At 33.2% G+C, this 21,137-nt stretch carries 20 protein-coding genes and 1 tRNA gene; 14 read left to right on the top strand and 7 right to left on the bottom strand.

The window, feature by feature from the left end; genetic code table 11:
- Positions 1-699: 699 nt before the first annotated feature.
- The 5 genes from AAGU22_RS04560 (at position 700) to glyS (ending at position 6,461) form a co-directional block, all read left to right on the top strand.
- Complete coding sequence (locus tag AAGU22_RS04560; RefSeq protein ID WP_458721045.1) at positions 700-1,569, top strand: deoxyribonuclease IV; 870 nt, start codon at positions 700-702, stop codon at positions 1,567-1,569.
- 835 nt (positions 1,570-2,404) lie between these two features.
- Positions 2,405-2,581 (top strand): hypothetical protein, encoded by a 177-nt coding sequence (locus AAGU22_RS04565; RefSeq protein WP_458721046.1) that lies wholly within the window; start codon positions 2,405-2,407, stop codon positions 2,579-2,581.
- Positions 2,582-2,648: 67 nt separating this feature from the next.
- A complete protein-coding gene (locus AAGU22_RS04570; RefSeq protein ID WP_458721047.1) occupies positions 2,649-3,632 on the top strand; it encodes a hypothetical protein in 984 nt (327 codons plus the stop codon).
- A gap of 76 nt (positions 3,633-3,708) precedes the next feature.
- Positions 3,709-4,632, top strand: a complete 924-nt coding sequence (locus tag AAGU22_RS04575; protein ID WP_458721048.1) for a DUF2382 domain-containing protein — start codon at positions 3,709-3,711, stop codon at positions 4,630-4,632.
- 365 nt (positions 4,633-4,997) lie between these two features.
- Complete coding sequence (glyS, locus tag AAGU22_RS04580; RefSeq protein WP_458721049.1) at positions 4,998-6,461, top strand: glycine--tRNA ligase; 1,464 nt, start codon at positions 4,998-5,000, stop codon at positions 6,459-6,461.
- A 21-nt stretch (positions 6,462-6,482) separates the two neighbouring features.
- On the opposite strand, the gene AAGU22_RS04585 is transcribed toward glyS, so the two are convergent.
- Entirely contained in the window at positions 6,483-6,797 is a 315-nt protein-coding gene (locus tag AAGU22_RS04585) for a hypothetical protein (protein WP_458721050.1), read from the bottom strand.
- 149 nt (positions 6,798-6,946) lie between these two features.
- Between AAGU22_RS04585 and AAGU22_RS04590 the strand changes: the two genes are divergently transcribed.
- The 3 genes from AAGU22_RS04590 (at position 6,947) to AAGU22_RS04600 (ending at position 9,874) form a co-directional block, all read left to right on the top strand.
- Positions 6,947-7,516 carry a type 1 glutamine amidotransferase gene (locus AAGU22_RS04590; RefSeq protein WP_458721051.1) on the top strand — a complete coding sequence of 190 codons (570 nt, stop codon included), beginning with the start codon at positions 6,947-6,949 and terminating at the stop codon, positions 7,514-7,516.
- A 76-nt stretch (positions 7,517-7,592) separates the two neighbouring features.
- Complete coding sequence (locus AAGU22_RS04595) at positions 7,593-8,567, top strand: tetratricopeptide repeat protein (RefSeq protein WP_458721052.1); 975 nt, start codon at positions 7,593-7,595, stop codon at positions 8,565-8,567.
- A gap of 56 nt (positions 8,568-8,623) precedes the next feature.
- Entirely contained in the window at positions 8,624-9,874 is a 1,251-nt protein-coding gene (locus tag AAGU22_RS04600; protein ID WP_458721053.1) for a hypothetical protein, read from the top strand.
- Here the strand turns inward: AAGU22_RS04600 and AAGU22_RS04605 are convergent.
- The 3 genes from AAGU22_RS04605 to AAGU22_RS04615 form a co-directional block, all read right to left on the bottom strand.
- Positions 9,824-10,981 (bottom strand): glycosyltransferase, encoded by a 1,158-nt coding sequence (locus tag AAGU22_RS04605; protein WP_458721054.1) that lies wholly within the window; start codon positions 10,979-10,981, stop codon positions 9,824-9,826. The genes AAGU22_RS04600 and AAGU22_RS04605 overlap by 51 nt on opposite strands.
- Positions 10,982-11,182: 201 nt before the next feature.
- On the bottom strand, positions 11,183-11,554 hold the full coding sequence (locus AAGU22_RS04610) for a hypothetical protein (RefSeq protein WP_458721055.1): 372 nt from the start codon (positions 11,552-11,554) through the stop codon (positions 11,183-11,185).
- Between the two features lie 2,327 nt (positions 11,555-13,881).
- Positions 13,882-14,883 carry a coiled-coil protein gene (locus AAGU22_RS04615; RefSeq protein ID WP_458721056.1) on the bottom strand — a complete coding sequence of 334 codons (1,002 nt, stop codon included), beginning with the start codon at positions 14,881-14,883 and terminating at the stop codon, positions 13,882-13,884.
- 318 nt (positions 14,884-15,201) lie between these two features.
- On the opposite strand from AAGU22_RS04615, the gene AAGU22_RS04620 reads away from it, so the two are divergent.
- On the top strand, positions 15,202-15,597 hold the full coding sequence (locus AAGU22_RS04620; RefSeq protein WP_458721741.1) for a hypothetical protein: 396 nt from the start codon (positions 15,202-15,204) through the stop codon (positions 15,595-15,597).
- A 2-nt stretch (positions 15,598-15,599) separates the two neighbouring features.
- On the opposite strand, the gene AAGU22_RS04625 is transcribed toward AAGU22_RS04620, so the two are convergent.
- Positions 15,600-16,301, bottom strand: a complete 702-nt coding sequence (locus AAGU22_RS04625; protein ID WP_458721057.1) for a hypothetical protein — start codon at positions 16,299-16,301, stop codon at positions 15,600-15,602.
- A 198-nt stretch (positions 16,302-16,499) separates the two neighbouring features.
- Between AAGU22_RS04625 and AAGU22_RS04630 the strand changes: the two genes are divergently transcribed.
- On the top strand, positions 16,500-17,183 hold the full coding sequence (locus AAGU22_RS04630; RefSeq protein WP_458721058.1) for a hypothetical protein: 684 nt from the start codon (positions 16,500-16,502) through the stop codon (positions 17,181-17,183).
- A gap of 130 nt (positions 17,184-17,313) precedes the next feature.
- Here the strand turns inward: AAGU22_RS04630 and AAGU22_RS04635 are convergent, their stop codons facing one another.
- Both AAGU22_RS04635 and AAGU22_RS04640 read right to left on the bottom strand, forming a co-directional pair.
- Entirely contained in the window at positions 17,314-18,345 is a 1,032-nt protein-coding gene (locus tag AAGU22_RS04635; RefSeq protein WP_458721059.1) for a NosD domain-containing protein, read from the bottom strand.
- Between the two features lie 603 nt (positions 18,346-18,948).
- A complete protein-coding gene (locus AAGU22_RS04640) occupies positions 18,949-19,302 on the bottom strand; it encodes a hypothetical protein (protein ID WP_458721060.1) in 354 nt (117 codons plus the stop codon).
- Between the two features lie 190 nt (positions 19,303-19,492).
- On the opposite strand from AAGU22_RS04640, the gene AAGU22_RS04645 reads away from it, so the two are divergent.
- The 4 genes from AAGU22_RS04645 to AAGU22_RS04660 all read left to right on the top strand — a co-directional run bounded on the left by AAGU22_RS04645 (position 19,493) and on the right by AAGU22_RS04660 (position 21,032).
- Positions 19,493-19,566, top strand: a tRNA-Ala gene (locus tag AAGU22_RS04645).
- Between the two features lie 177 nt (positions 19,567-19,743).
- On the top strand, positions 19,744-20,226 hold the full coding sequence (locus AAGU22_RS04650; RefSeq protein ID WP_458721061.1) for a hypothetical protein: 483 nt from the start codon (positions 19,744-19,746) through the stop codon (positions 20,224-20,226).
- On the top strand, positions 20,159-20,713 hold the full coding sequence (locus tag AAGU22_RS04655) for a hypothetical protein (RefSeq protein WP_458721062.1): 555 nt from the start codon (positions 20,159-20,161) through the stop codon (positions 20,711-20,713). Before AAGU22_RS04650 ends, AAGU22_RS04655 begins: the two co-directional genes overlap by 68 nt.
- Before the next feature lie 13 nt (positions 20,714-20,726).
- A complete protein-coding gene (locus AAGU22_RS04660; RefSeq protein WP_458721063.1) occupies positions 20,727-21,032 on the top strand; it encodes a hypothetical protein in 306 nt (101 codons plus the stop codon).
- Positions 21,033-21,137: the final 105 nt, after the last annotated feature.

Genomic DNA, 21,137 nt, shown 5'->3' on the forward strand with positions numbered 1-21,137 from the left:
TAGTTCATGGAATGGTTTATTACAAATTTTTCTTGTCTAAATATTTGATATTGTTAGTGTAAATTTAATACTTTAAAAAATTTTAGGTCACATAGGATTTCTTTGACGCGGTCCTGAGGAACTTACATTTGCATCATTCAACCATATATCGAAACTAAAAAAGTAGAAATCAATTTCATCTCAAAGTTATATGACTAAATTCAAATTTTTGTAATCTGTCTTTAAAACATTCTGATTATCTGGAATCTAAATAGATTAATTTAACTTGGATTTATTCTATAATCTTTTAACAGATTAAATGACAATACGTCATAGATTTCATACAGGTTAATTTATTTCGCTAGAAATAGCATACTTTTAAATGAACGCATTTCATCGGACATTATAAGAGTATGAATAGGGTTAACGAACCAGTTGTGGCCTTGCTTCCTCATTTGTTCTTACCCCTAGGATTATGTCCGCAATTAGGTTGTAACTAAAAGTTATTTTTGATTTAGAGTTGTCATTATTATAAATTTATCCACGTTACAATGACTCATTAATTCAATACAACATAAAATATGGATATGGATTCAGAATATACATTCTCCAAACATTGTAAATGGACTCCTTTCAGTTCGTTTGGTTACAAATCGTGCTGTTTAGCGTGGATCTTTAAATGATTAACTTATAAATTTCAGACCTACAAGATTATCCACATTGGTTCTAAAATTAGGTGTTCATGTGTCTATTAGTGGTGGTATTTCAAATTCAGTTGATAACGCACTAAAAATTGGATGTTCAGCTTTTCAGATATTTACAAGAAGTCCTAGACAGTGGAAGACTAAGGAACTGACTTTATCTGAAACCGAAATGTTCAAGGAAAAATTGGGTAATAGTTCAATTGATCCTGAATCCGTTGTTGTACATATGCCATACTTGCCTAATCTGTCGGCACCTACCAGTGAAATGTATGAAAAATCAATATTAGTATTGACAGATGAAATAACACGTTGCAATATGTTGGGCATACCTTATCTTGTTATACATCTGGGAAGTCATCTAGGTCAAGGAACTAAAAAAGGGATAAACCAACTTGTAAATGGGTGTACAAAATCATTACAATCATACAGTGACCTGGGCTTACCAAGTAACAGAGTTAAAATCCTTTTGGAAAATAGTGCGGGACAAAAAAATAGTATTGGAAGCCAAATCGAGGAAATCCAAAGCATATTCAACATTCTTGGGAAAACTGATTATGGGTTGTGCATAGACACTTGCCATTTATTTGCCGCAGGCTATGATTTATCAACTGAAAGTGGTGTTTCAACCCTTTTTGAGAAAATAGATAGCCAAATTGGTATAGAAACCATAAAAATAATTCATTTAAACGATTCAAAAGGAGATTTGGGATCTAACCTTGATAGACACTATCACGTTGGTTTAGGAAAAATTGGAGGAAATGGCTTAAGATATATAGTAAATTATAAGAAATTAAACAAGGTCCCATTCATTATGGAAACGCCTATTGACTCGGTTAGAAATGATCTTGATAACATTGGATTCGTAAGAAATGTCCTGGGAAATTGATCGTAATTGATAATCATGATTGCTGTAATTTTGCTTTCATATTCATAAGATAAAATACATGACTATTGAGGATGGCTCATTTTTGTTAAACAACTATATGGATTACTCATTCTATTTGATCAAATTAAGAAGCTTTATTATACAAAAATACTTTTCCATGATCAAAAACGTAGCGAATATTAGGATTATTTCATTTATGCAATATATTTGTAATTGATTTTAGGGTTATAATTTAATTTTAGAATTCTAATACGACTTTACATCTGCAATAAATCATATACTGTTCAATATTGTAATTATTGGTAAAATTTTGGATTTCAATATAAAAATATTACATCGTGTATGTGAATAAAATATAGTTTAAATAGCATGGTACCGATATTATATATACCAGACCCATTAACAAGCTCCACTGAAAGAAGGTAGTAAAGGCAAAGTCTATTGGTATGCATACTAGGTAAATCCCAGTTTAGTGCTGATGTTCATGCCTTGTAAGAAATGATCAACCATTTTAAGAACTGTTACCCTTTGCAGAGCCTTTATTACCTTTTAAAAATATAATTCAACTCATACTAATTTACAAATTTGATTAGAGATTTTTCAAAAAATATTTTTTCGCTGTCTGCAAATCAATATAATTATCAGGATTCTTTTAGTTTTAATCCTTAATAGCTTGGTTTCGAAATTTACATTTCTTGAATTAATAGTTAGCTCTTGATTAAAAGTAAGATGTTAAGAGTCGCTGATCAGCTATTAAAAATCAAGTTTTCAAGGATGTTTGATACAGATTCTCTATTACTATTAAACTTATTAATCAAGATAGTTAACCAGATTTATGATACGAATAAAGGAGGGAAAACCTAACTCGGACCTATCTGAGAAAGTATTTCTTGTGCTTGACAATCATAGCGAAATAATTTACGATTCTTATCCTGTTGTTATTAAACCACCTAACATGAACCATCTTATGTACAAGGCGTCAATTATGGAAAAACAAATAAAGCAATGGTAGTGATTTCGGTTAATTCTTATTAAAAGATGTATATATCAATCATGTCATCATAGTACAGGGTAGATACATGGTCTCTCAATCTTATGAGAATAAATTCGGTATAAAATTATCGGATGATCAACGAATCAGCAATCTTGATAGTAATGGATTGATCAAAACTGAGGAGTTAGTGCAAAAAATTCCGTTATATAACGAAAAGCTTGACGTTACCAAAAAAAGTGAGAATGGCAACTTGAAAATTGAAAAGAAATGGATCACAGTGAAGAAGGAAATCGAGATTCCTTTAAAATATGAAGAGATTTTCATAAACGACAAAGTTTTTGATTCTTATAGTGACAAGGAGAAAGGTGAAATTTTCTTCCAAATAAAAAGCAAGATATCTGATGCATTTCTACGAGAAAGAACTGATGAGAAGGACAACAAACAGCCTGATCCAACTGGTAGCGAGGTAGAAATTGTTTGCTGGGAACCCGAAGGAATGGAATTGAACAAGAATGTAATAAGTGAAAAAGCTATTTCGCTTTCATATGTTACATTGAGCGATCAAACAAACATCCAACAGGCCGATCAAACAAACATCCAACAGGCCGACCAAACAAACATCCAACAGGCGGCCGACCAAACAAACATCCAACAGGCGGCCGACCAAACAAACATCCAACAGGCGGCCGACCAAACAAACATCCAACAGGCGGCCGATCAAACAAACATCCAACAGGCGGCCGACCAAACAAACATCCAACAGGCGGCCGATCAAACAAACATCCAACAGGCGGCCGACCAAACAAACATCCAACAGGCGGCCGATCAAACAAACATCCAACAGGCGGCCGACCAAACAAACATCCAACAGGCGGCCGACCAAACAAAGACTCAAGAGACTTTTGAACTATGGGGTGAAGAAATTATTATAGATAAGAAAATGGTTAAACTAGCCGAGATTGTTATCAAAAAGTATCAAGTGAACGAAAAACGGAAAATCGATGTAGAGGTCAATCGAGAAAAACTTACCTTAAAATTTCCTGGCAATTTCAAAGAAGAGATATCCTAATTCAGAATTTATTTTATTGGTGATGGTTAAAATCTCAATCCATATTATTTTATATATCTTCCTATAAGTATAATTTGTGCGTGTTAGTAACAATAAGGATAATATAGATTGGAAAAATGTTATTAAAAAAGAGGTAATTGGCACCGACGGTTTGGATTTGGGGGAAGTGGTAGAAACTGGCGATAATTTCATTGTGATACAGAAGGGGCTATTTAACAAGAGAAGGTTCGTAATACCAAAATCAACTGCTGAAAGTTTTGATGGAGATATACTCCGTGTTAAAGTAAACGAAAAAGAGTTAACGGGATATGAGGAAACAGCCGACCCTGCATTCAAGGACTATTCTAAATTTAAATCATCGGATATGTCCAAAGAAATGGAGACTAGAATTCCTGTAATAGGGGAGAATCTGCAAGTTTCAAAAAAGGTTGTCGAGGATAAGGTCGATATCATCAAGGAACCTGTTAAAGAAACAAAAACCGTTGAGATAGATTTGACGTATGAAAAAGTTACTATTGAACGTATACCATTTAACAGTGAGGAGACTGGAATAGAAAAATCTCCTGACCAAAACCAAGGACTAGGGGGATCTGATATTGAAAGGCCAGCAGCTTCTCAAACTCAATCTCTTCCTGACCAAAACCAAGGACTAGGGGGATCTGATATTGAAAGGCCAGCAGCTTCTCAAACTCAATCTCTTCCTGACCAAAACCAAGGACTAGGGGGATCTGATATTGAAAGGCCAGCAGCTTCTCAAACTCAATCTCTTCCTGACCAAAACCAAGGACTAGGGGGATCTGATATTGAAAGGCCGGTATCTTCTAGAACTCAAATTTCCATTCCGCTCAAAAGAGAGGTTCCGATAGTAATCAAGAATCCGTATGTTAGGGAAGAAGTAGTCATAAGAAAAAAGCCAGTGAAGGAAACCAAAATAATTACTTCAGATGTGACAAATGAGGAGGTTACTTTTGAGGACAAATCCAATCGCGATCTGACATAAAATTCGATTATACTTATTTATTGAGATAACTAATTTTAAGAGGTTCAATTATCTGATATTGAATAAAACTGCATTTGTTTGAAGATGCGAGAACCATTTTTATTGGGCATCACCAAGACTAGATTGAATATATGGCTTTTGATTAATAAGAGTAATATACACATTCATTTTTTCTCGTTTCATTTTGATCTAATTTCATACTATGCATTAAATTACTCAATATCATTAAAATCTCATTATTGAATAATTTTTATTGCAATCTAACTTATTTTATATTACATTTTTCATGAAAAAATTGCAAATAAAATATTTTTTGCCCACAAATAGATTTAAGGATCTGAATTTTCATATATGATTAATTATCGATGAATACCTATGATGAAATAATACAGCTAGCGCTAGAGAGAGGATTTTATTTTCCAAGCAGTGAATTATATTCTGATGCAAATGCTGGATTTTGGGAGTATGGACCCAATGGTGTAAGAATGAAGAATAAGTTCTTAGAACTATGGAGAAGAGAATTAGTTCGAAGAGACAACATGCTTGAAATAGATGGATCACAAATAATGAGCAAAAAAGTATTCATGGCTTCAGGTCACCTGACAAATTTCACTGATCCTATAGTTAAATGTAAGAAATGTTTAAGCTCGTTTAGGGCAGACAAGCTGATACAAGAGGTAGTCAAAATAGATGTACCAGAACGAATGGAAAATGAAAACGTTGATGAACTAATTCTAAAGAACAATATTAAATGTCCACTTTGTAAGGGAGAAATCTCTAAATCTGAACGATTTAATATGATGTTTAAGATAGAGATCGGTCCAAATCGAGATGAGGCTTACTTACGTCCTGAGACATGTCAATCTATTTTTGTCGATTTCTCTAGATTATTTAAAGTTAGCAGAGGAAAGTTACCATTAGGTATAGCACAAATAGGCAAGAGCTTTAGAAATGAAATATCACCAAGACAAGGACTTTTGCGGTTGAGGGAATTTTATCAGGCCGAGATTGAGATATTCTGTAATCCTGCGAAATTAAATGATTTGAATAAGTATGATGAAATAAAGAATACTCTTTTGAGATTTTATGATACTCGTATAATTGAACTATCAGTTGAAGAAGCATTAGAGCAAAAGATATTGCCAAATAAGTTAGTTGCTTATTATCTAGCATTACTTGTAGAGTTCTTTGATAAGACTGGAATAGATAAGAAAAGGACTAGACTCAGACGTTTGTCAGATCAAGAGAAGGCATTTTACTCTACCGTCGCATTTGATTTCGAGGTAGATACATCCATAGGATGGTTAGAATTAGTTGCATGTAACTATCGTTCCGATTATGACCTAAAGTCTCATTCGGCTACTAGTAAAACTAATCTTGAAGTAATGGATGACGATACTAAAGTATTGCCTCATGTATTTGAGCTCTCACTAGGAGTGGATCGGTGTATTTATTCAATACTAGAGCATTCTTACTTTATAGATAGGCAAAATGATGATCGAGTAGTCTTGAAACTAAGGCCATACATTTCACCCATTCACGCAGGTATACTTCCATTAGTAAAAAAACAAGAGTTTAAGGATAAAGCTGCTAAACTCTTATCCAATATTAAGAGGGATTTTGATGTTTTCTATGATGAATCTGGATCAATCGGTCGTCGTTACCGTCGTCTTGAAGAAATCGGAACCCCTTTTGCCTTTACAGTCGATCATCAAACCCTTGCTGATGACACCGTCACGGTCAGGTTTCGTGATACTATGAACCAGGAGCGAATTAAAATAGATGAAGCGCACTCGTTTCTGTCCAAACAACTGTCTACCTTAACATAATTTGAAATTTTTGCGCGTCGCTTACCAATATGCACTATCTGTTTCATCGATGTGATTTTTCTGTTTGTTTTTACTATTCCTGTCTTCTAAATATCCTTTATCCTTTTTTTCCTTCATATATTGTATATAATTCATAATTAGTGACTCTTCCTTAAAGATCCCCTCCGCCGCTATGACTGAAGGAGTTCTTGTAGTTGGTAACTCACCACAGCAACTTTCCTCAAATTTCTTTATGTGGTATTTGACGAATTCCATTCCATTATTGATGAATAGTTCTACTATTTTTTGTGATTGGGGTGAATCATCAACTAATATAATAGGTTTTCTGGCTCTCAAATAAATCCCTTGTAATATCATTCAGGAAGGACAATCAGTTTAATATTTTTTCGATTATATTTTATCATAATATGTCTTTATTTTGAGAATTCACTTGAGCAATAGCAAACTAAAAATAATTTCAATTTATATAATAAATTAAAACACACTTGAACACGCTTTTAATAAACAACTTTTCACCCTTCATAGGAGACATTGTAGAACTATTGAATGAGCTTGAGAATAATTTTGAATGCTATGATTGTAATCAAATTCATGCCCTTGACACCCATTTAGAGCTTCTTGAGCGATTTGATAATGTCATCTTATCAGGTCGTCAACAAAACTCCCCACTTATTAACAAGATAAATTCTCGTATTGTAAAGGGGTGTTTAGTATTGGACAAACCATTGTTGGGAATTTGTTATGGGGGGCAGATTCTAGGACTGACCCTTGGTTGCACATTAAGAAAAATTCAAAAAATTAAAGATACAATAGAAATTGATCTAATAGAACCAACTCCTATACTTGAGGGCTATAAATCAGTTAGGATGTATGAGAGCCACAATTTCTGCATTTCAACTCTGTCCGATGATTTTAGGTTGTTGGGAACTTCTTCTCACTGCAATAATGAGTTATTCTGTTTGAATAAAAAACCATTATTTGGAACGCAGTTTCATCCCGAAAAGAGTGGCAAGCCCGGAAGGGACCTTTTGGAGAACTTTCTCAACATACATTAGGATTACCGTGCCCAATTTCTAAATAGGTTAGGCGCTAGCATTATGATTTTTATTTGCTATCTACTACAGTTACGCTGTGTACAAAAATGAAAAAGATAATAATATTCAGATATCGCTTCCCCTTGTTAGTAAAAATGAAGATAATGTAGTTTTTCCGCTTGTAATAAATGTATTAACAAAATTCTGGGGTGAAATAACACCAGATGACGAAATATCAAAGAGAACTACTCTATATGCGAATCATAGAGGCACTATTTTTATAGAAGGGTTAGAAATTATTGAAAAAAAATTCAATTTATTATCCAAAGTATATCGAGGCTCTTTAGATGATCTGAAGAAACGACTAGGTCAAGGGATTCCTCTAATCGTTATCTTGCCTGGTATAAATGACACTATCCAATTTGCTACTATTGTGACAGGTTATGATCCTGAGGAAAAAAGATTAATAACCTATGTTCCTGAACCTGATTCATTTGGAGCCATTCCAGAAGAAAAATTTTTTAGCGAATGGGCGCAGGAGGATTTTTTAACTATGATAATATACCCGGAAGATGCCAAAGATATACTCAAAAACAGTTCTTTTATGTTTGAAAAAACTAATCGAATTTCTTTAGAAGCTGAAAGATTAAAAATCCAAGGTAAGACCAAAGAAGCTTTAGAATTGCTTACAAAGTCACTTGCCAGTAACGATGAAGGGAAAGATAATCCACAATTGCTGTTAATGATCGCAGGGATTCTTAATGAGAAGGATGATGAAAAATGTGTTGAACTTTATGAAAAGATTATAGAACTAAATCCGAAATTTTATTTGGCACATAGGGGAATAGGGAATTATTACCTTAAAAGGAAAAATTATTTAAAATCTAAACGGCATTATCTAAATGCGATAGATATCAACCCATCACGCTACGGACCAATTTACAAGAACCTTGGTATTACTTACTTAAACCTTGGTAACGACGCATCTGCAAAAGAATCGTTTAGGGAATATCTTCAACGTGTCCCCAATGCTCCTGATAGGAAAAATATTCTCGATTTTATAAATTCATAATTGTTGCTCTGACAGAAGACCGTTATTGTGATAGATCAAGTTTACATGACATCAATATGAGCAACATAGATTTTCGCTTCTCTACAGATAATAAACATGCTATCGTGATGGAGCCTACAATCAAGTCCATTTCATTCATGAAATTCTTGAAAAAATCAGCCGTTGCATTGTTAAAATCAAATAATTATAAACTAGAGTCGATCAAAACGGAAGGATTCTACTTGATAATATTCTTACACGATGATTCACAACTAGTTCAAGCTACTGAGTTATTAAGGAAAATATCTGGACTTTTATATATTTTCATAGGTGCTGTCATAAAGCTTGAATACGTTACTTTATCAAATAACGTTTTATCAATAGCAAATAAATTATTATTGAATGGTGAAAAATACCTTATCAAGATAGAAACTTCAAAATTGACGGAGTCCAAAGATGATGACTTTACATATTTTAGACATGATCTTGAGTTTTTTATTCAAACTGAATTATCTAGCAAAGCACTAGACCTTGTACCTGTACAAGATGAATCTCAGGCCGATAAAATATTGTACATACTAATTGGGAACAAAATAGCATTCATAAGCTTATTAGTGCTTAAAGGTTCTGATTGCACGCCTTTTAATTTCTTACAGGATATTGTTTTATGTCCTGTTTATGATGATAGTTCTCTACTGTCACTAGTACAGGTTTTAGATTCAGGTTATATGCCGTTACCAATAATTTTCTTTCGTAATCGAGCTCTACTGATAAAAATAATAAGAAAATTTGATGAAATAATTAGGAACTATCCAATTGGTTCCATTACATTCTATTTACACCCTATGAACTATATACAGCTGCCGTCGGTCCGACATATCAATAGAGCATCTGAAGATGATAATATATCTAAGGAATGGAGGAGCCAAGTTCTAAGATTAGTATATGAACAAGTTATCATCAAGATTCTGCTAAATTCCAATTTTGACTCTATGTTTATTAGCTTTCCATTTGTTCCGTTTATTCATCCCAGCTGGTTTATAGAGAAAAACATTAAGCTGTTCAATGAATCAAAAAAAATACTCCTTACACCACTTCTTTTTAGTTTTACTCCACGAGCATTTGAAAAGAAACTGACAACATTGATCGATACAAACTATACCATACATCAAAATACTCTAATCCGAAATTATTTAGTTGACAATGAACCAAAGAATTTTGCCAAGGTTGTGGACAAAAATGCAAACTCTATTGACCAATTGAATTTTAAGAAATTTTCATTTAACGTACGAAAGAACGATATCCTTGACATTCTGGATTCCATCTAGTTTGTTACTTATTTCCATCAATTTCGATACCTTGTCTTGGTAAGAATTATCACAAATTAATTCGTTTAGCGCATCGATAAGTATGGTTTCATTCATTGTCTTTGAATTAATCGCCTTACCTATGCCAAGTTTCTCTATTTTGTAGGAATTTGCCAATTGCTCTCCGTGACTTTGAATAGGAATGGAGATAATTGGCTTTCCATATTGAATAGCTTGTGATATGGCTGTGTGTCCTCCACGCATAATAATGACATCCGAAAGAAAAAAAATTTCGTCCTTGTATGGACACCACTCAAAATACCACATATTACTAGAAATTTTTTTGGGAATCACCTTGCCGTTTGACTTTCCTTCTGAGAACACAAATTGAAAAGATGGCGCCTTCTTGAAAACTTCGATGAGCTTCATTATTATTGGTATCCTGGTTCCCATGGGTCCACTAATGTGGACAAAAATAAGCGGCTTTTTACTGTCAATTTGTAGAACTTCCTTTGCTTTAGAAAGGCTATTTTCAGTAATTTTTGCTCTCGGGGTTATGAATCCAACGTAATCTAATTTAGATTTAATTGATTTTACAGAATTTATTGTGCCCTCTGATATAGTGTAGGGAGGAGGTAAGTCAGGTATTAGAATTTTGTCTGACATATTCCAAAAACCTCCCATTAACTCGCCATTGCACGTTTCAAATAATCTCGCAGCCTTAAACTCTCGCAGTCTGGGAGTTAGTAGAAGTTTGATCTGATTAATTATCAAGATTTTTGGTAAGTTTAATATTCTTGCGGCTATAAGGGGGGATAATCTGGAATCAGATATAATAATATGGGGATTAAATCTCTTTATGTATCTTATTTCCTTATTTACTTGAATAGGTAAATTGACCAGCCATTGTGGTATCTTATTGATGTTACTCATAACTGAAAATTCGCCATCCCTCCCCCACATGAATTCTACTGGAGGAACTTTTTCACACTCAAATCCTTGGCTCAAGATATAATTACGGGCCTCACCAAAGGATGAGAAGCGCAATTCGATGCCGGGTTCTTTTATATTTTCCGCTAATATCAAAAGCCTGCTGGCGTGACCTAAACCCACGCCATATGGTGCCAAATAAACCCTTTGCATCATAAACACGATTTTTGAAGAGACTAAAAAGTGTTCAGTTGCTAAGTCTCATCTTCATGCTGATAGCAACTGTAGGCAAAAACGCAATTATCAAAAAATCTGGTAATTAAAACAATAATTATTGATTTCTGAACTTTAGATACATAATATTACTGCAGACCTTGCCCAATTAAGCATACATACATCCTATTCTTTAATTTTTTGACCATTTGATTTGATTTTAGAAATTTCAGGAATCATCCAGATAAATTTTGTGTGAATGCAGTTATTAGATTGATCTGTTTCACATTGCAATTCCCCATTTACATAAAACACATCAACTAGTATTTTCTTTTTGACGTCTTTAAGGGTTATTCTATTTCCTTCATAGGAATCAACCGATAAAGACGGAGCAACCCTTGATAGGAATTCCTCTTTCTCTAAATATCCTTTCAAAAATTCGTTTACATATTCCTTAATATTTAGGCGTTTTTGAATTGCTCTCTCTTTCATCTTTTGATAATTCTCTACAAAGATCTCCACCGTAACTACACTTCTTCCTCCTCTCTTAACGGGCATAATTCACAATAGCATGTGCTCCCGTTTAATAATTTCTACTAACATGTGATAAAATATAATTAGATATTATTATATATTATAACATAGATTAACATGTTATAATATGTTGATAAAACTAATATTTTTATTGTATTTGACCCTTACTGTGCAAGGCGAAAAGATATGGAAAACAAAACCCATTCGTAAATCAAGAGGCATTCAAAGGAACAAAAAACTACGTAGTCCTAAAAAAAGTAGACAAAACGCTATATTTAGAAGTCAATCATGGAGGATAAGAAGTTTATTTAGGTATTTACCACGCGTCATAAATTTCTACGGTTCAGCAACTTTTGATACCTCGGTTCTGTTGGCAATCTTGCTGTTTATATTGAAAAAGTATTTGCTATTATTAATTTTAGCTATTTGTAGAGTAATAGATAGCCTTTTGAAAGAGGACATTAATGGAAATTAAAATGACCTTTTTTTGATTAGGACACATACATTATTTAGAAAACTATGATTGTTATGTCTTCACTAATAACCTAGATAATAGATCTCGTGCGTAATTAGTCCAAACATCTTTATGAAAAGATGTGTGAATATATCGCAATCTCTACATTATTTTAGAGATACAAGAAGAAAAATCAAACGATATGTATTGCAGATGAGGTTGAATATGTTGTAGACCGTTTAATTACTTATAAATGTGAGCTGGTATAGATATATTAAGGAAAATTAATTAAGAGAATGTGTCTCAAGTGACACAGGTTAATCTTTCTCGAAATACAAAATTTTCCTGCTACCGATAATAAAATTCAATCCAATCACCCGATTGTGCACTAATATTAGATAATATATTAACCAAGTTATAAAAGATAAAAGATAAAAGATAAAAGGGAATCTGGATTGGTTGCAGGGTTTTTATAATATTAAAAAATTAAATCGATGTTTTATAATCATTTGACCGATATTTAACACGGCTCATAATTGTTGCTGGTTTTTATTAAAAATCCTAATTATCTTACAAGATTGAGTTAATCAGACTTATGTAGTTAGCCAAAAAGCTTTGTGTCCTTCTATCTTTTAGATAAGCCTGTCCTTCCTTTCTTCCTTCCTTTGCTATCGCATGTTGTGAAAGGTTATCCACAAAACCATTACTTACTTTTCAAATCGTTCACTGGTCTTTTAATCAAACAGTTTGATGACATCTATCAAACGATGGAATCAAAATACCAAACATGATAAAACGTCTTCTGTCTCGTAGAAAAGATAGAGAAAGAGAGGAAGAGCAGTAGAAGTAGTAGTAAGGCAGTTTGATCTAGACATAAAAAACAGGTTTGTTATGATTTTAGTTTAATATAACTATACATCACCTATACCTTGACCTATACCTTGACCTTGACCGGATACTTGTTTGATTTAGACCAGAGTACAGTATGTAGAGACATTTAAAAGATTGATGGCTTGATGAGACAGTGTACCAATTCTTCAAAAACTATCAGATGACTAAAAGATTGAACAGACCAGAGGAGGAAGTTGAGCAGTACTTTCCAGGCTTCATGGCTTTTAGACTACAGAGCAAGAAATATCAAGACCAAAGGACAGGATGAGAAGAAAAATACACTACTCTGGCAAGAAGAAAAAACATGAAGTAAAGAATCTACACAGTAAACGAACTCGGTCTTAATCTACAAATCAAAACATAAGCAGGTAGGTAGATAGGTAGGTAGGAGACATGATTACAAAATATACAAGAAGAATCATCCTGTTATCCCAAAAGATGTTATTAATACATTTGATCGAGGATTCCTAAGCTAGGAGTACAAAAAGACTATCCAAAACACAAGTCCCTGAGAGGATGGTCTACATTTAACACAAAGTTTTGAAACGTTATCTTGCGTTCATTTAACACCTTAAATTATTTTGATTTATCTTGCCCTTAGTCTTTTTATATTCGTTTTGACTGACTTTTTCTATGAAGACCTATCGTATCGATTCCATTTGGTCATTTTAATTGCTTATCATCTATCTATTTGATAGATTGATCAGTTCATCTCATTTCATAAATAATTGCTATTTGAAAATGGGGCATTATCTAAGCGTCATTATGAATTCTTTTTTTATCTATTTGCTAGATCGAGAAGAGAGCATTTTAGGTAAGGGCCGATTTATGTCTATTTATCTTGAATTTAATACTAAGATCTTGGAAAATTGGTATCGCTCATTTGGTCTAAAAAAATATGGATTAGAGTTAAAGTAATAGATGCTTGAAATAACTCTGTCTTTTTCAAAGCATTCAATTAGCATAATAGTAAAAAATAGAAGTAATTTATCTTAACTAATCGCTATTAGTCAGATTCTTCTGCATAAATCAATTTCATTTCATCGAAAGTGAGTTTCTCTCCGCTCGACATTTTCTTCATGGCGACCTCCTTTAGCGAATTCCATAGATCTTGATTTTCTCTGTTTTTGCGCATTTTGTCTTGAGGTATTTCGTGCCTGATCTTTCTTTCTGGACTATAACGTCTCTGTCTCTCTGAAGAATGCTGTAACCTATTTCTCTTAAACTCTATAGCATTAAGTTGGGTATCTACCATTTCTATCTTAGCCCCGGCTTCTCTAACTCTGTGAATGACACCTCGTCTTTCTTCATAAAGTTCTTCCCTCCTATTCAACAACTCATCTAAATTTGACTTTATTTTACCAATTCCCTTTCCAACATCAGCTTTTTGGTCAAATATTTCATTCATTTTTCCCTTAATGTCATCAAACTTTGTTGCCAGTGATTTGTACGTATCCTCCTTCTTGTGAATTACTTTTAGGGCATGCAACCTAGTAGCTATTTCCTTTGATTTTAAGACCAACCGTCTTTCTTCATCCTTTGATAATTTCTTTGTTTGAATGTCCCTCTCTATTTGCTCTAGTGCTTTTGTCAAATTTGATAGATTATACCTGTCTCTTCTAGACCTTGGACCTCCTCCGCTAGATGCTTTGGTATCCAGTGTTTTCATTCTTTTTCTTTCTTCAATCAGGTTGCTCTTTAATTCTGTAAATTTTGCATAATCTGCATCCTTTACTTCATTAATTTGTTTTAGTTTTAGTCTTTCAGCTTCTAACTTTACTCTTTCTTCGTCAATAACCTTCTTTGTTTCTTCAATACTTTCATTGATTTTCTCAATTTGGGTTTCCCCTAGTTTTTGTTCTTCTATTAATGATTTTTTGAAGTCCAACAGAGTCTTTTGATTTGAATCTATTGAATTTTCCGATCTATTGTCTTTTTTTGTCGTAGATCCTGAAGCTGCAGCAGAAGGAGCTGTAGCTGGATTTCCACTGTTCTGTTCTTGAACCACGCCGCTTACAACCTGTTAATATATGGAAAGATATATTTTTTCTGATTGCATTTTGGTTACCAGCTTCTCAAATCAACGAGGATGGTGGAATTCAAAGTCCACTGATAGGATTTTTGAAAAATAAATCCATTTTGAAGACTACATGGTACAAAGACGATGATTAACTTTGTTATTCATCGAGCCACTAAAAGTCAAATATCACCTTCAGATCTAAATATCGTCTTGATTTACTGCAGATCATGACTATATTTCAGACGATTGTGAATATCATACAAACATATATTTATATTCTATCTTGTGGATTAATAGATGAGTAATATGGATGATTTTGATAAAGATTTTCCAGGATTTGATTGGAAAAATACTCCCGCTTATAAACATCCAGGAGGAAAAGACTGTCCTTGTCCGAAGCACGAGTATATTAGAGAGCAAATTAATGTTGCCAAAACTTTAAATACAAATAGTAAAAATGTAGATACTGATAAAAAACCTGCTTCAAATGTTACCCTTAAATTTTGTCCTGATCATTATAATGTTTATTTCAAAGAAGTGATTCCTGCCATGCCTTTAAAATATAGAATAATTACCAAAATTGCATTGAAATTGGGAGCTGTAGTAATCCAACAAATTCCATATATGATGTCTGACAAGTGCTTTTATTGCAAATTTGGGTCAGGAGGTTTTGATAAAAAGGTGGAATTACCCCCAATTTAGTTTTATTTGATATCGGATTTCTTTAGTAGATTTTTTGCTAGGTTAGAATGATTAGATACTAGCACGAGGGCGGCAATATTTCTTACAATCACTGATAAATATGGTAATTTATCGTTTGGATTGTTTTTATACCCATCCAAAAAAGATTTTTCTATAATTTTATACTTTTCATTATCTAGGTCCAATAAACTAGCCAAAAAAATACCAATGTCAACGCTTTTTGTATACTCTGATGCATGGTTTTGTATCAAACCCAAGTCGGTTCGTATTATTTCTAAATCCCTTACTAAATAATTCTGAGCTTTGTTGTCAATGAAGCAAGAGCCGCTATTGTGTAGACTTCTCGTTATTGTGCCAACTTTGTAAACAATTTCTAAGTTGTGGCCCTTTTGTAAAAATCCATAGAGATTGCCGCCATCGATATATTCTTCAATGATGATGTCCTTATTGATTTCTATTAATCTAGGTGTGTGAATCCCTAGATCCTTCAATTTCTGTCTACTGGCTGAACCTTCATTTATCAGAATAGATTTACCAGTCCTAAATGGGGATGTAGGGTGCAATAGTACAAATGAAATAAATGTGAAAACGAAAACTAAAAGATACTCGTTAATGTTCTTTATCGTCTTATTTCTTTTAATTACTACCATCTTACCTTCAATTTTTGAAATTGCAATATCTCTCTGCCAATTCACAAAGTGCAAAATAATTTAGTCTCTATAATAGGGGTGGTCTATTTTAAAAACTTTTAAGCGAAGCACGATATTAGCCAAATTGAAAATTGATAATTGATAAGCTAATTTTGTCATGTCACAAAATTTGAATTTGATGCATCATTGTTTAGGACCTTCGCGAATATTCATATTTAAAACTTAATAGACGGTGTTCTATAAAATATTCATGTGTTTACGTACACTAACTTTTTTAGAATTTTAAGCACTTTTGTAATTGCTGGAACTTTGTTGTCTCTCACAGCCACAAATGCATTCGCACTATCTGGATCTCTTGCTGATTATGAATTTGGTTATGGTCCTATAGCAAGCATAAATAATGACTGGATATTAGCAGGTCATTGGATGGGTTATCATAATCCATCAAACCTCACTGATTCAGGTTTTCATTCAACATTTGATATGGTAATGAAAAATGGGTCAGCTCCTCATATGCATCAGATATCTAACGCAACCATTAGTGATGTGAAAATGGATGGAAATAATACAGTCATTCAGGGCTCTGTAACAATAACAATGAAAGATGGACCTGTGTTAAATGTGCCGACTACTTGGACAATTTCTAATAATAATACTCTTGCCATAGAGTTGGATCCTTCAATGATTAACAATCACTTTGGTGAATCCCCAATTTATGGACTCGCATTAACGCCTGAGAAAGAAATGAATATAATGAACAAAATGATGGAGGATTCAAAATTCATGGATCAATGGATTCCATTGATGATGCAAAATATGATGAGTACATTAAATATAAATGGTGAAAATATGACAGCGATGCCTCAAATGATGAATCAATCAGGTTCAAATAACCCTATGGAAATGAATATGGCCAATAACACGGTGATTCAATAGACTGATTCCTTAACCTAGAGTTTAAACAAATACAAATACTCTTTATTTTTTTAGCATTTATATTCATGAGATTTTCTTCGAGGCTTTTAATAAACTAAAATAGGTGCATTTCATGCTACCCCAGTGAATGCTACCTACCTATGCATAGACCCGATGGGAGACTAGTCATACAATTGTTGTTAGTATAATGATTATTGTTAATATTTATCGGGAGATTATTTGCATTGTTGATATCCAGTACGTTATTGAATACATTGTTAAAGTCCACATAATTTGAGGAACTTTGTGTATCGATGAAAATACCATTCGTCGTGTTCAATATGTTGTTTCCATTGATCAAACTGTTTGCAGTATTGATTAAAGTGACACCTGACAGCCTGTTTTGACTAAGTTGATTGTATTTAATGTCTGCACCATCCGACGAATGCAATGCTACACCAATAGTATTATCGTTTATCATGTTGTTGGTTATTTCGGAGTTTTGAGCACCGGTCACATAAAAGGCAACCTTGTTGTTGTTAGTATTTATGTCGTGAACGAACACATCATTACTTCCAGAGAGATAGACTCCAGATTGAAATCCCGTTATGATACCGTTACCGGATATTGTTACGTTATGCTGACCAGCGACCATGATTCCGACCTTGTTGCTGTCTAGTCCTGGACCTTTCAGTGAGAATCCATTCATATCTATGTTGGTATTGTTTGCTCCAATTATGAGTCCATCACTCTTGCAAATCAAATTAGAAATTAACTTTACATTACCTTGTACATTTTGACCACAAGCTGGATGTATTTCTACGGCAGGTTGTGGTTGACTTTCGGATAATTGATTTACTTCTTCTTGATTTTCTTGTGGAATTTTAGTTGCTTCTTCATTTGTTTGTTCATCCTCTAGGGATATCTTGCTAATTTGATCTTGTTGTATTTGGTTTTGACTATCATCGTTAGTATTACTATTAGTATTTCCTGTATTTTGACTAGTAATGATATTCCTGCCAGGGTCAGGTTGTGAGGCCTGCATATTAGCAGAGTCATTGACCGTAGAACTGAAAATCATGTTATTTGCTGAAAATGGGAATTGAAACAAGATAGAGAACAAGAGAATTGTAAATGACGAATTTAATAATAAATTCTTACAGCTTGGCATTACTACTTTCATCACAGATAAAATTCTACACGATGTATATTATATCAATATTACCATTATGCAAAGCCCTGAACTACTCCAATTAAAAATTCTACTAATTACGACAGATCATTGCAACGGCTGGCTTTGAATCTGATTTTATTAATCTTTTCTTCCAAGTACCACTTTATGAATTCGTTTTTAGATTAACAGATCAAAGATATTTTTAGACTCAAACGCTCTAGACCGATGAAACTTATGCTTGCCTGATAGTAGTCTTGAAAAGAATTCTAGTTTGGATAAATTTCATAAAACCCTTTCTTAAGTGGAGTTATGTTTAGTCTTAAGCCCCTATTGATTTTGTTTCTCAGATTATTGCCTTGTTAATACAAGAAATGATAAAAAATGTCTTACAATGAGTAGTTATCTTATCTTGGAGACGAGGTAGTAAATTTCAATCGATATTTTTGTCTTCCATCAGAAAATTCAGTATGTCATAGGGGGGAGTATTTATGATTATCAAGTTTGAGATAGTTTTTGTACTAAGGCAGCAAAAATGTTATGATAGAAACTTTTTATTTTGATTTATTGTCAATTTTTTATGAGTAGAAATCTGCGATCTTTGCCACGAAAAGGTTATCTGTTATGATAATTTTCTTCCAGTTCCAAATACTTTCTTTTCAAATTCTCATACTCAGAGGGTTGTATGTCTGGAGCATTCAAGTACATGTAATTTTTCAAAGGCTGATTGCTTTTAACATTTTTCCAGTTCGATAGGAATTTCTTTATAAAATCATCGATTACTTCCTTATTGGTGATCCCAGTTGAATCAATTTTAAGACTCTCATTAATAAAGCATATCTCTTCTTTATTGTCGCCGCTTATGTATTCGATAGGAATTGGCTTAAATTTTTTTCCTTCGATCTTATCTGGAATTATTACTGCAATGTAGGGTTTTTTTTCAAATTCTATTCTCTTTTTTTCACCCATTATACATATTAGAGCATAAAAATTAAAAGTCAATTGGAACAAAAAAAATTTGAATAATTTATGCAAATTTTGCCGTTTAATTTATATCGTTTTACGATACAAGTGAAAATTATTTCAAAAATTTTTTACTGAAAAATAACTTCCATCTCAACAAATATTAATGCGTCACAAAAATTAATGTAGATAGAAGGGGCCGATCGTCTAGCCTGGTAGGATACGGCATTGGCATTGCCGAGGTCGTGGGTTCGAATCCCACTCGGTCCATTACGATAATGGTTCTTTATTTTGGGTTCTACGAATTAAAAGTGTATAAGAAAAAGTGTTAAATCATCAAAACAATGTGGAACTTAATATCTGGCAACTTTATTATACTCGCTAAAGTCGAGTCAGACCAGAAAAAAGTACCAAGGAAGGATAGACAAATTTTTCCATTTTGTAGGAGTGGAGGGTAAAACTACAGAAGAAAAAAGTATTCAGTTTATTGAAAAGGCAAGATCGGAAGAAAGTAAACGGGTTTTTAATTCAGTATTGAATTTTATGTTGTACCAGGTTACCAGAGTTCAAAATAAGGAAATAGTAGCATCTACTATCCAAAATTATCTAAAAAGCATCAAGCTATTTTGTGAATTGGCAGATATTGAAATTTCTTGGAAAAGAATATCCCGAGGTCTTCCTAAAGGAATAAGCTTTGCAGATGATAGAATACCAACAGATGATGAAATACAAAAAATAATTGAATATCCTGATAGAAGGATTAAGGCAATAGTCTATACCATGATGTCTTCAGGTATCCGACTGGGTTCTTGGGATTATCGTCGTTGGGGTAACATAAAACCAGTCGAAAAACGTGGCTCCGGTGGTGGCTGCAAAGGTGATTGTCTATGCTGGAGAGGACGAGGAGTATTTTACATTTATTTCAGGTGAGGCATACTTCGAATTACACAAATGGATAAAATACCGTGAGAATTGTGGGGAGATTATAAATGAAAACAGCTGGGTTATGAGAGACCTGTGGGATAGTGGCTCTCTAAAGGATGGTAAAGGTCTGGTTACAAAACCTAAAAAATTGGCTTCATCTGGAATAAAGAGGTTAATTGAAAGGGCAATCTGGGCACAGGGTCTCAGAAGAAAACTTGAACATGAAAAGATAAGACATCCTTTCTCTGCAGTTCACTCATTTAGAAAATGGTTTAAAACTAGATGTGAGGTTGGAGGAATGAAACCAATAAACGTCGAAAAATTGTTATCTCATAGTATTGGTATCAGTAATAGCTATTACCGACCCACAGAAAATGAAATCTTAGATGACTATCTAAAGGTAGTAAATTCTTTGCAGGTAGATAATAATAATAAATTACAAAAAGAATCACGAGCATATAAAGAAAAAAAGACACAGAGAATCAAATTATAATCAATTCAAAAACATGATTGAAAATGCATATCTTCAGAATGTACAAATTATCAAAACGAATGCTTCTATTATGAAAACCTATTATAGCATGTTTGGAAATAGCGAGATAGTAAAAAATATTGAAAAGATGGAATCTGATTTTTTAACTCTAAATGAGCAATCAAAAAAATCAATGCTCAGCCAGTTGGACCTCATTAAAGATAATTACCTCTCTAATGCTGCTAGGATGAATGAACAATATCAAAAGACACCTAACATTGATAAGTTTATTCCCAATCCTGATGGCTCCTTGCAGCCCGATAGTAATTTAAAGAAATAATATTAGTTGAATAGTATATTTAGTACTAATATTGTCGAAATTTCTACATCCAAAATTGCAGAATACGACTAATTGACTAATAATTACTAGGGTTATCTTTGGGTT

Source organism: Candidatus Nitrosocosmicus sp. R (genome assembly GCF_054408505.1).

Bases quoted from the DNA above. Each gene is read 5' to 3' on its own strand.
- AAGU22_RS04565 (WP_458721046.1), top strand. From the start codon at position 2,405: ATGATACGAATAAAGGAGGGAAAACCTAACTCGGACCTATCTGAGAAA.
- AAGU22_RS04570 (WP_458721047.1), top strand. From the start codon at position 2,649: ATGGTCTCTCAATCTTATGAGAATAAATTCGGTATAAAATTATCGGAT.
- glyS (WP_458721049.1), top strand. From the start codon at position 4,998: ATGAATACCTATGATGAAATAATACAGCTAGCGCTAGAGAGAGGATTT.
- AAGU22_RS04600 (WP_458721053.1), top strand. From the start codon at position 8,624: ATGAGCAACATAGATTTTCGCTTCTCTACAGATAATAAACATGCTATC.
- AAGU22_RS04610 (WP_458721055.1), bottom strand. From the start codon at position 11,554: ATGCCCGTTAAGAGAGGAGGAAGAAGTGTAGTTACGGTGGAGATCTTT.
- AAGU22_RS04620 (WP_458721741.1), top strand. From the start codon at position 15,202: ATGGATGATTTTGATAAAGATTTTCCAGGATTTGATTGGAAAAATACT.
- AAGU22_RS04635 (WP_458721059.1), bottom strand. From the start codon at position 18,345: ATGAAAGTAGTAATGCCAAGCTGTAAGAATTTATTATTAAATTCGTCA.
- AAGU22_RS04640 (WP_458721060.1), bottom strand. From the start codon at position 19,302: ATGGGTGAAAAAAAGAGAATAGAATTTGAAAAAAAACCCTACATTGCA.
- AAGU22_RS04660 (WP_458721063.1), top strand. From the start codon at position 20,727: ATGATTGAAAATGCATATCTTCAGAATGTACAAATTATCAAAACGAAT.